Origin of the sequence: Pseudoduganella sp. UC29_71 (genome assembly GCF_042693265.1) — a bacterium.
Lineage (GTDB): Bacteria > Pseudomonadota > Gammaproteobacteria > Burkholderiales > Burkholderiaceae_D > Rugamonas.
Genome location: NZ_CP170549.1, coordinates 3790890 through 3805860, shown reverse-complemented (window position 1 = coordinate 3805860; position 14971 = coordinate 3790890). Strand labels below are relative to the sequence as shown.

The following is a 14971-nucleotide window of genomic DNA, read 5'->3' as shown; positions in this document are numbered from 1 at the left end:
CCGCAGCACATATAACTATAACTGGAGACAAGCATGAATCATCATATCAAGCGCCGTGCCACGGCGGCGGCGATCTGCTGCGCGTTCAGCGCCGGCGCATCGGCCGGCGTGGGTTTCGACACGGCCGACGGCTGGAAATACAGCACCGACGGCTGGGTCATCCTGCAGGCCCACAAACAGAACGGCGACAGCCCGGACACCACGGGCTTCCGCATGAGCTCGGGCACCACGCCCAGCCTGATTGCATTCAACGTCACCGCGCCCACGGTGGACGGCATGACGCTGAGCAGCCGCGTGGGCCTGTACATCAACGCCCAGTCGGGCGAGGGCAATTTCCGCAACGCGGGCAATGTGGGCAACACCGGCTCCAAGTCGCTCGATCCGCGCGAGATCTGGGCCAAGCTGTCGGCGCCGTGGGGCGAGCTGGTGTTCGGCAAATCCTACAGCATCTACCAGGGCGAGCCGGTGCTGGCCGACGCCTCGGTGCTGGCCGGCGGGCTGACCGGCTACGACAACGTCAACACCACCAACGCGCTGGCCGCCACCTTCAACGCCGGCTATATGTACACCAACTTCAACGCCGGCCTGCGCTACAACTCGCCGCAGGCCGCGCCGCTGACGTTCTCGGTGGGCGTCTACGATCCCAGCCAGGTGCGCAACGTGTTCGCCGGTTCCGGCGCCGACCGCACCAACTCGCCGCGCGTCGAAGGCGGCGTGTACTACCGCCACGAAGGCGGCGGCATGAAGCTCAAGCTCTACAGCGACTTCACCTGGCAGCGCGCCAGCCATTGCCTGACGGCGGCGGGCCTGCCCTGCATGGGCGACAAGGTGAGCACGCGCGGACTGTCGGCCGGCGCCACCGCCGACGCGGGGCCGTTCAACCTGCACCTGTCCGGCTTCAGCGGCGAGGGCCTGGGTTCGGTGCTGATGCAGGACCTGGACGCGCTGGACGCGGACGGGCGCGCGCGCAAGAGCCGGGGCATGTTCGGCCAGCTGGTGTACCGGCCCACGGCGGCGCTGTCGCTGCGCTACAGCTACGGCCGCACCCGCGTCGACGACACGGCGGCCACGCTGGGCCACCTGGCGCAGTCGCATATCGCCGGCGCCTACTACGCCGTCAACCGCTACCTGACCGTGTACGGCGAACTGGCCAACTCGCGCTTCAGCTACAACCCCGTGTTCCAGCACCGCACCGATACGGACTATGCCACCGCCGGCGTCCGCTTCATGTGGTAAGCCGCCCATAACGACAGGAGAACTCACCATGAACAAGCATCCACAGCGCCGTGCCGGCGCCATCGCAGCCTGCCTGGCCGCAGCCGGGGCGGCCATCGTGTCCGCCATGCTGGCCGCCACGCCGCCCGCCTACGCGGTGGCGCCGCCCATCGCCGGCCCGGCCGGAGGCGAGGCCGATCCGAACAACTGGACCCAGTACCACCGCACCTCGAACGCCTGGCGCTACTCGCCGCTGGAGCAGATCAACAAGGACAACGTGCAGCGCCTGAAGGCGGCGTGGATACACCAGCCGGGCGACATCACGGCCGGCCTGATCTCCACCCCGCTGGTGAAGGACGGCGTGATGTACTACGTGGCGCCGAATAACAACGTGTTCGCGCTGGACGCTGCAACCGGCCAGGCCAGGTGGCACTACCAGCCCAAGCTGGCCGCCATCGCCAGCCAGAGCTTCTACGCTACGCTGAGCCGCAGCCTGACCATGGGGCACGGCCATATCTACCTCGGTACGCTGGATGGACGCTTCGTCGCCATCGACGACAAGACCGGCAAGGAAGCCTGGTCCACCCAGCTGACCGATTTGAAGACTTGCTTCGGCTGCCTGTTCTCGTCCTCGCCCATCCTGGCGGGCGACGTGCTGATCGGCGGCAGCACCGGCGGCGACCAGCCGCAGCGCGGCAAGGTGTATGCCGTGAACGCGCTCACCGGCGAAAAGATGTGGACCTTCGACACCATCAAGGACGATCCCAAGAGCTGGCCGGACGGCACCGGCCAGGTTGGCGGGGGCGGCGCCTGGCTGCCCGGCACGTACGACGCGGCGTCGGACACGGTGTTCATCGGCACCAGCAACGCCGCGCCGGATTTCTACGGCGACGCGCGCAAGGGCGACAACCTGTACACGGCCAGCCTGCTGGCGCTGGACCCCAAGACGGGCAAGCTGAAATGGCACCGCCAGGAGATCCCGCACGACACCTTCGATTACGACTCGGCCTACGAGGCGCTGATCGTGAAGAAGGACGGCAAGGACGTCATCGTCCACCTGAACAAGAGCGGTTTCGTGTTCGTGATGGACAAGGCAGACGGCAAGCTGGAGAACGTGTGGCCGCTGAGCCAGACCTATAATTTCGTGCAGACTATTGATCCGAAAACGGGAGAGCTGGTCGGCCGCAAGGCCATGCCGGCCGGGCAGGAGACGCTGCTGTGCCCCTACCTGCTGGGCACGCGCAGCTGGAACCCCGGCGCCTACAATCCGAAGACCCGCCTGTGGTACACCAACGCGATGGAAGTGTGCCAGCGCGTGGTTCCGTCGAAGCAGGAGACCAAGGGCATGGGCATCGCCAGCCTGTACCTGGGCGTGGACAAGCTGGAAGCGGTGGCGCCGCCGGACCGTCCCGCAGAAGGCCGCCTGGACGCGCGCGACCCGCTCACGGGCAAGCTGAAATGGAGCGTGAACTACGCCATTCCCGGCCTGGGCGGCGTGCTGACCACGGGCGGCGGCCTGGTGTTCAACGGCGATCCGTTCGGCTATGTGCACGCCTATGACGCGGACGACGGCAAGGAGCTGTGGAAGTTCCAGACCGGCTCCGGCATCCGTGCCGGCATCATCAGCTACGCGGTCAACGGCAAGCAGTACATCGCCGTGCCCAGCGGCTGGGGTTCGCTGGCGCCGGGCTTCATGGCCAGCGCCTTCCCCAAGATCAAGGACCTGACCGGCGGCGCCGCAATGGTGGTGTTCGCCCTCGATTGAACGATTAGACCAGTGGAGACCCGTATGCACAACACCGTCATCCCCATGCTGTTCCTGCTGTCCGGCCTGGCCTGGGCGGCGCCGCCGGCCGACTTCGAAGCGCCGGCCACCATCGCCGCAGGGCAGAAGCGCTTCAACCAGAACTGCGTGTACTGCCACGGCAACGCCGGTTCGGGCGGCAAGGGCGCGCCGCTGCAGGGACGGGACGACCTGCCGCCGCAATACCTGTTCGACACCATCAGCAACGGCAAAACGCGCGGCGCGCTGCAGATGCCGCCGTGGAAGGAGGCCTTTTCCGCGCAGGAGATCTGGGAGCTGAGCGCCTACATCCACTCGCTGCGCGCGCGCACGCCGGCGCGCTGAGACCTCAGGGCAAGGTCAGGCGCCCGGTATGGAAGTCGTACTCGTAGATTTCGCCGTAGCGCCCCCATTCCACGGCGATTTCCAGCGTGCGCTTGGCCTTGTCGGCTTTCAGCATCTGTTCCAGCAGTGCGAGGATGGGTTCCTCGGGCACGGAGCCGTCGTCCGCCTGCACCAGCTGCGCGCGGATGCGCGCTGCCAGCGGCACGTGCTTGAGCAGCTGCTGGCCGAACAGCTCCTGCCGCAAGGCCTGGTCTGCGGCGGCGTAGCGCATGCCCAGCGCGGTGAGGGCGATGTCGCCTTTTTCCACCACGGCCAGGTCCAGCATGGCCAGCGCATCGCAGGTCGGGAACAGTTCCTCGTCCGGCAGCTCGGTTTCCTCGGCCAGCTGCGGCAGGTCGGCGCGGCCGCTGAAAGGCGCGGCGGCCACCAGTTCCAGCACGGACTCGATACGGCTGATGTCCGTCTCCGGCAGGCGGTAGTCCGGCTGCGCCGCCGGTGCAGCGGGCGCGGCGGCGGGCGCGGCGCGCATCGTCATCAGGCCGTACACTTCGTCGATCAGGGCACGCACCTCCGGCGAATCGGCGTTGCGCGGGCGCGGCAGGCCGATGGCGATTTCGTGCCGCACGCGGCCCGGATCGCTGGACAGGATCACGATGCGGTCCGACATCATCACCGCTTCCTCGATGTTGTGCGACACCACCAGGATGCCGCGCGTGGGGATGCGGCCGCTGTCCCACAGGTCCAGGATGTCGTTGCGCAGCGTTTCGCCGGTCAGCACGTCCAGCGCGGAGAAGGCTTCGTCCATCAGCAGCACGTCGGGGTTGGTGACCAGTGCCCTGGCGATGCCCACACGCTGGCGCATGCCGCCGGACAGTTCGCGCGGCAGCGCGCCGCCGAAGCCGGCCAGGCCGATCAGCTCCAGCATGGCGTCGGCGCGGCGCTCGCGCTCGGCGGGCGGCACGCCTTGCGCCTCCAGCCCCAGTTCCACGTTCTGCTGCACCGTCAGCCACGGGAACAGCGCGAAGGACTGGAACACCATGGCCACGCCGCCGGCCGGCCCGTCGATCTGCTCGCCGCGATAGCCCGCGCGGCCCTTGTCGGCCGCTATCAGGCCCGCCATGATGCGCAGCAGGGTGGACTTGCCGGAACCGGACTTGCCCAGCAGCGCCACGATCTCGCCCTTGCGCAGCGCGAAGTCCACGCCGTCCAGGATCACGCGCGGCGCGCCGTCCGCCTTGCTGAAGGATTTGCCGACGCCGGTCAGCTCCATCAGAATATGTTCAGTCATGCCAGCCTCCTTACAGTCCACGGTCTTCGGCCAGCCGGTACAGGCGGTTCCAGAAGAATCGGTTCAATACCATCACGAATATGCACATCACGCCGATGCCGAGCGCGATGCGGTGGAAGTCGCCCGCGTCCGTCATCTGCTTGATGTAGCTGCCCAGGCCATCGGCGGCCAGCGTGGTGCGGCCCCAGGTGACGTATTCGGCCACGATGCTGGCGTTCCACGAGCCGCCGCAGGCGGTGATGGCGCCGGTCAGGTAGGCGGGGAACACGGCGGGCAAAAATACGCGCTTCCATTTCAGCCAGCCTTTCAGGCCCAGGTTGTCGGCCGCCAGGCGCAGCTCGTTCGGGATGGAGGACGCGCCCGCCACCACGTTGAACAGGATGTACCACTGCGTGCCGAACACCATCAGGGGACTGAGCCAGATGTTGGGATTGAGCCTGAAGGCTACCATCAGGTAGACCACCACCGGGAACATCAGGTTGACCGGGAAAGCGGCCAGGAACTGCGCCACGGCCTGCACGCCCTGTGCCCACTGCGGGCGCAGGCCTATCCACACCGCCACCGGCACCCACAGCAGCGAGGCGAGCGCGATCAGCACCATCACGCGCAGCAGCGTAATCATGCCCAGCCAGCCGACGTGCGCCACTTCAGGCCAGCCCACGGTGCCGTGCACGAAGGCGGCCAGCTGCCACGCCGCCAGCAGGGAAGCCAGCACGATGGCGGCGTCCCAGATGCGGGGCGCGTGGCGGGCCAGCGGCCCGCTGCGGGCGCTGCCGGCGTTGCGGCTATGGCGGACCTGTGCCGCGAACGATGCAAGGGGGGCCAGCGCGGCCAGCGCGGCCATGCAGCGGCTCAGGGCGGAGGCGGCACGGTCGTTTTTGCGCGCGCGCGCTGCCGCCGGGCCGCTGGGGAACCAGCCCAGCGTGCCGCGCATGGCGCGCCAGAAGTGGTCGGTCAGCCTGCGCAGCCAGCGGCTGCGGCGGCCCCAGTCCAGCAGCCAGGAACGCTGCGCGGTGTCGCCCTGGGTGTCCTCGAAGCGGAACTTGTCCGCCCATGCCAGCAAGGGGCGGAAAAACAGCTGGTCGTACAGCACGATCCCGGCCAGCATGGCGGCGATGGCCAGTGCGATGGCGCGCCCGTTCTCGGTCTCGATGGCGACCGCGATGTAGGCGCCGATGCCGGGCAGCTTGATGTCCTGGCCGGCCACCGAGATCGCCTCGGCCGCCACCAGGAAGAACCAGCCGCCGGACATGGACATCATCATGTTCCACAGCAGGTTGGGCATGGCGTAGGGCAGCTCCAGGCGCCAGAAGCGCTGCCAGCCGGACAGGCAGAACACGCGCGCCGCCTCGTTCAGCTCCGCCGGCACGTTGCGCATGGACTGGTACAGGCTGAAGGCCATGTTCCAGGCCTGCGAGGTGAAGATGGCGAAGATGGCCGCGCATTCCACGCCCAGCAGGTTGCCCGGGAACAGGGCGATGAAGGGCGCGATGGCGATGGCCTGGAAACCGAGGATGGGCACGGACTGCAGCACGTCCAGCAGCGGCAGCAGCACTTTCCCGGCGGGGCGGTACTTCGCTGCCACCGACGCGAACACAAAGGCGAACAGCAGCGAACAGCCCAGCGCCATGAACATGCGCAGCATGGTGCGCAGCAGGTAGTAGGGCAGCCAGGCCGCGTCCAGCGCGATGGCGGTGGGCTGGCCCAGCGTGAAGGGGCGCGCCATCTGCATGGCGCCGAAACCGGCGGCAGCCAGCACGGCCAGCACCAGCGGCAGCAGCACCCAGTCCCAGCGGTTGGGGCCGGACGCCGACGCCGGCGCGGCGGCGGTCGGTGCGGTGGCGGCCGCACCGGCGCGGCGGGGGAGGAACAATTCGAACATAGGCATTCCCGGTACAGGCTGCGCGGCGCAGCCGGGTTCCACGGCGCATGCGGCTGGCCGCTGCGCGCGCGGGCGCACTGCGGCATGGCAGGACATGCGGTCAAATTTCTGTATGGGGAAAGTCCCGCGCCGGATTGCCTCCGGGCGGAAAAGACACCATCATCCGCCGGAGGCAGGATGACGGCAGGGGAAGCCTGCGTTATCTTGCCGGGGCGGAGCCAGGGCGCGCCTGGCTACAACTACCACTCGAACAAGTGCCCATGAAGGGGCTCCATAAAAACGTAAACAGGGCGAGTGTAGGCAGACACTTGCGGCTAGTCAAGATATTCGGCGCAGCCTAAGGTGGTTCTAAGGCCTTCTTAACGTCTTCTTAACATTCTTCGCATTCCATTCGTAACTTCCGCGCGTGCCGCCGCAGACTGTTGCATTCTCCCCAATCGCTGGCGCAAATAGTTGCGAACTTGCAAATCGAACAGGGCGGTCCGTAGGGAAATGTTTATAATCTTTTCAGAGCAGCCACCAGAGAGACGGGTTATGCCCCTACGCGCCAACCGCAGCACGTTCCTGCCCTTGCTTCTCGCGGGCAGCGCCGCCAGCGCCGCCGCCTTGCCGGACAGCGATCTGGCCGACCTGTCCATCGAACAACTGAGCAACATCGTCATCACCTCGGTGTCGCGCCAGGATGAGCGCCTGAACAACGCGGCCGCGTCGGTCTTCATCATCACCGGCAGCGAACTACGCCGCAGCGGCGTGCGCTCGCTGCCCGAAGCGCTGCGGCTGGCGCCCAACCTGCAGGTGGCGCGCATCGATGCGCGCAACTACGCGGTCACCGCGCGCGGCTTCAACAACGCCTTTGAAAACAAGCTGCTGGTGCTGATCGACGGCCGCAGCATCTATACGCCCTTGTTCTCCGGCGTCTTCTGGGATGCGCAGGACGTGGCGATGGAGGACGTCGAACGCATCGAGGTCATCAGCGGCGCGGGCGCCACCATCTGGGGCGTGAACGCGGTCAACGGCGTCATCAACATCATCACGCGCTCGGCCAAGGACACCCAGGGCGGCCTGGCCAGCGCCGTGGCCGGCGCGGACGAAAGGGATGGCACGCTGCGCTACGGCGGGCGCATGGAGAACGGCGGCCACTACCGCCTGTATGCGCGCTATATGGACGTGGACGACACGGAAACGGCGGCCGGCGCCAGCACGCGCACCGGCATGCGGCGCCGCCAGGCAGGCTTCCGCGCCGACATGGACTTGCTGCAGGGCGGCTTCATGATGGCGGGGAATGCCTACCAGGGCGCGCTCGGCCAGGCCGGCACGCGCGACATCCGCATTTCCGGCGCCAACCTGGTCAACCGCTACACCGGCAAGCCCAGCGACGACTCCGAGCTGCGCCTGCAGCTGGTGCTGGACCACACCGAGCGCAACCAGCCGAACAATTTCATCGAGCGGCTGGACACGCTGGAGCTGGAGGCCCAGCACGGCGTGCGCTCCGGCGCGCACAGCCTGGTGTGGGGCGGTGGCTACCGCCACAGCTGGGACGACGTCACTCCGATCGGCTTCGGCTTCCTGCCCGGCAAGCTGGCCCTGCATTGGGGGAATTTGTTCGCGCAGGACGAAATCACCCTCGCGCAGCAGCTCAAGCTGACCGCCGGCCTGAAGGTGGAGCACAACAACTACACCGGCGCCGAGTACCTGCCCAGCCTGCGCATGGCGTGGGCGCCGGACGCGCGCCGGCTGGCGTGGGCCAGCGTGGCGCGCACCGTGCGCGCGCCGTCGCGCGTGGACCGCGACTGGTACCTGCCCGCCACGCCGCTGATCATCGCCGGCCAGCCGCGCTTTCTGGTCGGCGGCGGCAAGGACTTCGTGTCCGAGGTGGCCAATGTGGCCGAACTGGGCTACCGCGCCCAGCCGACCGCGCGCTGGAGCTATTCGGGCACGCTGTTCTACGGCCATTACGACAAGCTGCGCACTGCCGAACCGCTGCCGGTGCTCGGCTTCGAGTTCCGCAACCTGGGCATGGCCACCACGCGGGGCCTGGAGCTGTGGGGCCGCTGGCAAGCCACGCCGGCCTGGCGCCTGAGCGGCGGGCTGCTGGCGCAGAAGGTCAAGCTGGGACTGAAGCCCGGCAGCGGGGACAGCTTGACCAATGGCCTGTTCCTGGCCAACGACCCGCGCCTGAACTGGCAGCTGCGCTCGTCCTACGATGTCTCCGACGCCCAGCAACTGGATCTGACGCTGCGCTACAATGGAAGGCTGCCGCATCCGGTGGTGCCGTCCTATTACGAGTTGGATATGCAATGGCTGTGGCGTTTGCGGCCGGACCTGGACGTGGCCCTGATAGGCCAGAACCTGCTGCACGCCGCGCATCCCGAATGGGCCGCCGCGCCGGCGCGCAGCGTGTACGAGCGTAGCGCATTGCTGAAAGTGACATGGCGATTCTGATCCCTGCCGGCGCCGCCGGCCTGCTCCTGCTGCCTTCCGCGCGCCGCGCCTGGAGCGAGTCCATGCGCGCGCGCTGGCTGACGCTGGCCTGCTATCTGTGCCTGGCCCTGAGCTGCCTGGCCAGCGGCGCCGACGCGCCGGTGGCGGTGCCTGCCGGCGTGGAACGCAACGTGAAGGCGGCCTTCCTCTACAAATTCCTCGGCTACGTCGAATTCAGCAACGGCCAGGAAGCGGCCGGGCCGCTCACGGTGGGCGTGATGGGCGCCGACGACATCGCCGCCGAGCTGTCCCGCATCACCGCCGGGCGCACCGTGGGCGCGCGCGCCGTGGCCGTGCGCCAGCTGCGCGAGGGCGAGGCGCTCACCGGCCTGCACATGGTGTTCATCGACAGCGACGTGGCGCGCCCGCTGGCGGTGCTGCGCGCGGCCCAGCAGGCCGGCGTGCTCAGCGTGACCGACACCGACGACGGCCTGCAGCAGGGCAGCGTCATCAACTTCCGCCTGGTGGAAGACCGCGTGCGCTTCGAGGTGTCGCTGCCGGCCGCCGAGAAAAGCAATCTCAAACTCAGTTCGCGCCTGCTGTCGGTGGCCTACCATGTGAAAAAAGGCGGTTCGTGATGCTGGCCAGCCTGAAGCCAGGCACGGTACGCGGCAAGCTGATCCTGATGGCCCTGGCAACCACCTTCGCGGCGCTGGTGGCCTCGTCGGCGGCCATGCTGCTGTACGACCTGGACTCGTTCCAGCAGTACTGGGTGGACGACATGACCACCCAGGCGGAGATCGTGGCGGCGGTCAGCACCTCCGCGCTCAGTTTCAACGACCAGACGGCGGCGCGGCAGAACCTGTCGCTGCTGCGGGTGCGCCCGCAAATCCAGGCCGGCGCCATTTACGCCGCCAACGGCGCGCTGTTCGCCGCCTATGCGCAGTCGGTGCAGGATACGCCGGTGTTCCCGGCCAGGCCGGGCCGGCCCGGTTACGCCATCGAGAGCGGGCGGCTGGTGGTGAACCATCCCATCATGGAAAACGGCGAAGTGATCGGCACGGTCTACCTGAGCGCGCGCTACCGGCTGATCGAGCGGGTGCGCAGCTACGCGGCCATCCTGGGCGCGGTGATGGTGTTCAGCCTGCTGCTGGCGGCGCTGGTGGCGAGCCGGCTGCAGCGCGGCATCACGCAGCCGCTGGCGGCGGTGACCGGCGTGGCGCAGGAGGTGATGGAAAAGCGCGACTTCAGCCTGCGCGTGCCGCTGTCGGGCAGCGGTGAAATCGGCACCCTGGTGGCCGCGTTCAACAATATGCTGGCCGAAGTGGGCCGGCGCGCCTACGCGCTGCAGGAGGCCAACCAGACGCTGGAACATGAGATGAAGGTGCGCCAGGGCGCCGAGCGCGCGCTGTTGCAGGCTGACCGCCGCAAGGACGAGTTCCTGGCCACGCTGGCGCACGAGCTGCGCAATCCGCTGGCGCCCATCCGCACCGGCCTGGACATCATGCGCGTGAACCCCGACGACCAGGCGGCTGGCAACAAGGCCCGCGTCATCATGGAACGCCAGCTGAAGCAGATGGTGCGGCTGGTGGACGATTTGCTGGACGTCTCGCGCATCAACACCGGCAAGCTGACGATACGTCGCGCGCCGCTGCAGCTGCATTCCGTGGTGGGCGACGCGCTGGAGCTGGTGAAGCCTTATCTGGCCTCGCTGGGACACCAGCTGGAGGTGGAGCTGCCGCCGCCCCCGGTGTACCTGGACGGCGACGCCACGCGCCTGGCGCAGGTGCTGTCCAACCTGCTGAACAACGCCGCCAAGTACACCGACCGGGGCGGCAAGCTGTCGCTGCGCGCAGCGCTGGAGCAGGACGTGCTGAAGATACGCGTGCGCGACAACGGCATCGGCATCGCGTCCAATATGCTGGGCGAGATCTTCGACATGTTCGTGCAGGCCGACACCTCGCTGGAGCGCAGCACGGCGGGGCTGGGCGTGGGCTTGTCGCTGGCGCGCAAGCTGGCCGAACTGCACGGCGGCAGCATCGAGGCCAGCAGCGCCGGGCTGGGGCAGGGCAGCGAATTCACTCTGACCCTGCCGCTGATGGCGGCGCCGGCCGACAGTGCCACGGCGGCGCCCGGCGCGGGCGGCGAAGGGGCGCGCTGCCGGATACTGCTGGTGGACGACAACGCCGATTTCGTCGACGGTATCGGCGGCCTGCTGCGCGCTGCCGGCCATACGGTGCGCGTGTGCCACGAGGGCATGGAGGCACTGGAGGTGGCGGAGCTGTTCGCGCCGGACTTTGCCTTCCTCGACATCGGCCTGCCGCAGTTGAACGGCTACGACCTGGCGCGCGCGCTGCGCCGCCTGCCCGGGCTGCGCGACACGGTGCTGGTGGCCGTGACCGGCTGGGGCCAGCAGAAGGACAGGCAGCTGGCGTTCGAGGCGGGCTTCCAGAGCCACCTGGTGAAGCCGGTCGGCTTCGAGCAGATCGTGGCCATCCTGGACAGCGCAAAATGCGGTTGCTAAAGTTTATCCATTCGGCAATACTGGCGCTGTCCAATTTAATAACTTTGTCATGCTGAAAAAATCCCTGTGTGCTGCGGCGCTCGCGCTGGCTACCCTGCAAGGCGTGGCGGCTGCCGAGCTGCCTTCCTATCCCTTCATCCACGCGCGCGGCACCGGTTTCATGTACGTGCAGCCGGATATCGGGGAGATCGATTTCGACGTGTCGGCTTATGACGCGAACGCGGAAGCGGCGGTGGCGGTGGTGCAGGAGCGGGTGCTGGAGATCCGCGCGCTGCTGGCGGAGCAGGGCGTCCCGGACACGGACCTGGAGGTGCGCGACATGCGCCGCCAGATCCGCAAGGCCGGCGCGGCGGTTTCGGAGCCTGAGTACGACATCAAATGCTCCATCCATATCGTGGTGCGCGAGCTGGGCAAATGGCGCGAGATCATGATGCCGCTGCTGAAGAAGCAGAACCTGGACGCCTTCGCCGCCACCTTCGGCGTGAAGGAGCGCAGCAAGGTGGAGGCGGAGCTGATGGAGCAGGCGGTGCGCGAGGCGACCGCCAAGGCGGACGCCATGGCCAAGGGTTTCGGCAAGCGCGTGGGGGCGGTGCAGGGCGTGTCGTCGGACGAGATCAAGAACCTGACCCGTTCCATCGGCCTGGCGCCCGCGGACTGGCCGCGCACCAGCAACAGCGCGAACACCAGGCGCAACGAGCAGGACCCGGCGGACCTGCTGATGGTGAGCGCGCTGAAGATGGCGCAGTCGGTCGACGTGCTGTTCCGCTTCAAGTAAGGACCATGGCGCGCAGCAGGGCTGTCGCCATCGCGCGCGCCGCTGCGCCCCCCGGGGCGCGGGCTTTGGTGCTGGCGTCCCTGCTGGCGCTGGTCCTCGGCGGCTGCGCAGGCGGCCTGTCCGGCGCCAGGCGCCCGGCCGCCAAGGACGCCGCAGCGGTGCCCGGCGCCGCAACCTTGGCGGCCAGGGCCCAGCAGCCTGGCGCGGCGGCAGCCGCTTCCCGCGCGGCCGCAGGCCCTGCAGCGCAGCCCCGCGCCGCTGCGCCCGGCAACGCCTCCCGGCCCGCGCAGGCCGGGCCGTCCGCCGACCTGCCTGCGCCCGGCGCCGTGGCAGTGTGGCTGACCACCGGCGACCAGGCCCGCCTGCTGCAACGCCAGCCGGACCTGACGCTGGGAGAGCTGCCGCGCGCGCTCACGCCCTGGTCGCCCGGCGTGGAGACGGCCGGCCCGCTGCCGGCCGCGCCGCTGGCGATCGACATCGACCGCAGTGCGCGCCGCCAGCAAATGTCCGGCTTCGGCGCCGCGCTGAGCGCCTCGTCCGCGTGGCTGCTGGCGGAAAAGCTGGACGCCGCGCAGCGCCGCTCGCTGTTGGCCGAACTGTTTGGCCCACCGCCGGGCATCGCCCTCAGCGTGGCGCGGCTGCCGCTGGGCGCCAACGAATTCGCGCCCAGCCAGTACAGCTACGACGACCTTCCCCCCGGCCAGACCGACGACGGCCTGGCCCAGTTCTCCATCGACCCGGACCGCGCCTATCTGCTGCCCCTGGTGCAGGACGCGCTCGCGCAGAACCCCGGGCTGGAACTGATCGCCAGCCCCTCCAGCGCCCCCGCCTGGATGAAGACCAGCGGCAGCCTGCTGCAAGGCACGCTCAAGCCCGACGCCTTCGACGCCTACGCCCGCTACCTGAAGCGCTACGTGGACGTGTACCTGGAAGAAGGCATCCCCATCCACGCCATCACCGTGCAGAACGACCCCGGCGCCGAACCGGCCGACACCCCCGGCATGCGGCTGGACGATGCCGCCCGCGCGCAGCTGATCGGCAAGCACCTCGGCCCGCTGCTGGAGGACGAAGGCCCGCTGATCCTCGAATGGGACGGCAACCGCGATACGCCGCAGTCCGCGCTCAAGGTACTGGCCGACAAAGCCGCCGGTCCCTACGTGGCCGGCGTGGCGTGGCACTGCTACGCCGGCGGCGTGGACGCCCAGGCCGGCGTGGCCGCCGCCCATCCCGGCAAGGACAGCTACCTCACCGAATGTTCCGGCGGCGCCTGGGCGCCCGCCTGGCGCGACAACCTCACGCACTTCGGCCGCACGCTGGTGCAAGGCGCCGCGCGCGGCGCGGCCAGGGGCATCCTGTTCGGCAACCTGGCGTTGGACGGGCAGGGTGGCCCGCGCATCGGCGGTTGCCGCGGCTGCCGCGGCGTGGTCACGGTGGACGGGGGCGCCGTCACGCGCAATCCCGAATACTACGCCCTGGCCCACGCCAGCCGCTTCGTGCGCCCAGGCGCCTGGCTGCTCGGCGGCGCCCAGGCCAGGGACGGCCTCGACACTGCCGCCTTCGAGAACCAGGACGGCAGCCTGGTGCTCATCGCCGTCAATTCCGCCGCCGAAGCGCGCACCTTCACCGTCCGCGCCGCGCCGCAAGCCTACAGCGCCACGCTGCCGCCGGCCAGCATCGCCACCTATGTCTGGCGGGCTCAACCTTAGCTCCCCGCACAGCGGCAGGACGTGATTCGGCGTAGAATCGGCGCTTAGCCCAGAGGAGCGCCATGCTGTTCGATTTGACCGACTTACGCCTGTTTATCTGCATCGCCGAACTCAAAAGCCTCACCCGCAGCGCGGAGCGCATGCACATGTCGCTGGCGGCGGCCAGCAACCGCGTCAAGGAGCTGGAGGCGCGCTTCGGCACGCGGCTGCTGTACCGCGAGAACAAGGGCGTGCAGCTGTCGCCGGCCGGCGAAACGCTGCTGGCGCACGCGCAGCAGTTCATGCAGCTGGTGGAGCGCCTGAAAAGCGAGATGCAGCAATACAACAACGGCATCAAGGGCCACATCCGCATCTTCGCCAACACCACCGCCGTCACCGAATTCATGCCGGAAGTGCTGGGCCGCTTCCTCGGCGTGCATCCGCAGGTGAACGTGGCGCTGGAGGAAAGGCTGAACCAGGACATCATCCGCGGCGTGCAGGAAGGCACGGCCGACATCGGCATCGCGGCCGGGCCGGTGCAGGGCGCGGGGCTGGAGATCATCCCGTTTTCCACCGACCGCCTGGTGCTGGCCACGGCGCAGGACCATCCGCTGGCCGGGCGCGGCCAGATCGGCTTTGCCGAAACGCTGGACTACCAGCACATCGGCCTGCACGAAGGCAGCACCTTGCAGCACTTCCTGGCGCGCGCTGCGCACGAGGCGGGGCAGCGCCTCCAGCTGCGCATCCAGGTGCGCGGCTTCGAGGCCATGTGCCGCATGGTGGAGAACAATGTGGGGATAGCGATCCTGCCGCATTCCTCCGCGCTGCGTCTGAGCCGGGGCATGAAGCTGGCGCTGGTGGAACTGACGGAACCGTGGGCGGTGCGCGAACGCAGCGTAGTGGTCCAGAAGCTCGACGCGCTGCCGCTGTATGCGCGCGAGCTGGTGGATTTCATTTGCAACATGGAGCCTGCGGACGGCGGCTTGCGCGGCGATGCCGCTAACCCGCCCTACGCAAACGAAAACGCGAACGCGAACGCGTAGGGCGGGTTAG

The 14971-nt window shown here is 68.5% G+C and carries 11 protein-coding genes; 9 read left to right on the top strand and 2 right to left on the bottom strand.

Annotated features, from left to right (window positions below; translation table 11 throughout):
* Window positions 1-33: 33 nt before the first annotated feature.
* The 3 genes from ACFJI2_RS16755 to ACFJI2_RS16745 are packed head-to-tail and all read left to right on the top strand — an operon-like array spanning window position 34 to window position 3343.
* Window positions 34-1236, top strand: a complete 1203-nt coding sequence (locus tag ACFJI2_RS16755; RefSeq protein WP_377701036.1) for a hypothetical protein — start codon at window positions 34-36, stop codon at window positions 1234-1236.
* 28 nt (window positions 1237-1264) lie between these two features.
* A complete protein-coding gene (locus ACFJI2_RS16750) occupies window positions 1265-2980 on the top strand; it encodes a pyrroloquinoline quinone-dependent dehydrogenase (protein WP_377701035.1) in 1716 nt (571 codons plus the stop codon).
* Between the two features lie 24 nt (window positions 2981-3004).
* Window positions 3005-3343 (top strand): c-type cytochrome, encoded by a 339-nt coding sequence (locus ACFJI2_RS16745; protein ID WP_377701034.1) that lies wholly within the window; start codon window positions 3005-3007, stop codon window positions 3341-3343.
* A 4-nt stretch (window positions 3344-3347) separates the two neighbouring features.
* On the opposite strand, the gene ACFJI2_RS16740 is transcribed toward ACFJI2_RS16745, so the two are convergent.
* The gene (locus ACFJI2_RS16740) at window positions 3348-4631 is read right to left on the bottom strand and encodes a nitrate/sulfonate/bicarbonate ABC transporter ATP-binding protein (RefSeq protein ID WP_377701033.1); all 1284 of its coding nucleotides are present in this window, start codon (window positions 4629-4631) and stop codon (window positions 3348-3350) included.
* A gap of 10 nt (window positions 4632-4641) precedes the next feature.
* Window positions 4642-6513, bottom strand: a complete 1872-nt coding sequence (locus ACFJI2_RS16735; protein ID WP_377701032.1) for an ABC transporter permease — start codon at window positions 6511-6513, stop codon at window positions 4642-4644.
* 534 nt (window positions 6514-7047) lie between these two features.
* Here ACFJI2_RS16735 and ACFJI2_RS16730 point away from each other — a divergent pair.
* The 6 genes from ACFJI2_RS16730 to ACFJI2_RS16705 all read left to right on the top strand — a co-directional run bounded on the left by ACFJI2_RS16730 (window position 7048) and on the right by ACFJI2_RS16705 (window position 14961).
* Window positions 7048-8955, top strand: a complete 1908-nt coding sequence (locus ACFJI2_RS16730) for a TonB-dependent receptor plug domain-containing protein (RefSeq protein WP_377701031.1) — start codon at window positions 7048-7050, stop codon at window positions 8953-8955.
* On the top strand, window positions 8943-9572 hold the full coding sequence (locus ACFJI2_RS16725) for a YfiR family protein (protein ID WP_377701030.1): 630 nt from the start codon (window positions 8943-8945) through the stop codon (window positions 9570-9572). Before ACFJI2_RS16730 ends, ACFJI2_RS16725 begins: the two co-directional genes overlap by 13 nt.
* The gene (locus tag ACFJI2_RS16720) at window positions 9572-11458 is read left to right on the top strand and encodes an ATP-binding protein (RefSeq protein WP_377701029.1); all 1887 of its coding nucleotides are present in this window, start codon (window positions 9572-9574) and stop codon (window positions 11456-11458) included. The genes ACFJI2_RS16725 and ACFJI2_RS16720 overlap by 1 nt, the downstream gene beginning before the upstream one ends.
* A 49-nt stretch (window positions 11459-11507) precedes the next feature.
* Window positions 11508-12233: an SIMPL domain-containing protein gene (locus tag ACFJI2_RS16715; RefSeq protein WP_377701028.1), complete on the top strand. Its 726-nt coding sequence runs from the start codon at window positions 11508-11510 to the stop codon at window positions 12231-12233.
* A gap of 5 nt (window positions 12234-12238) precedes the next feature.
* Complete coding sequence (locus ACFJI2_RS16710; protein ID WP_377701026.1) at window positions 12239-13939, top strand: glycoside hydrolase family 30 beta sandwich domain-containing protein; 1701 nt, start codon at window positions 12239-12241, stop codon at window positions 13937-13939.
* A 62-nt stretch (window positions 13940-14001) separates the two neighbouring features.
* Entirely contained in the window at window positions 14002-14961 is a 960-nt protein-coding gene (locus ACFJI2_RS16705) for a LysR substrate-binding domain-containing protein (protein WP_377701025.1), read from the top strand.
* Window positions 14962-14971 lie beyond the last annotated feature (10 nt).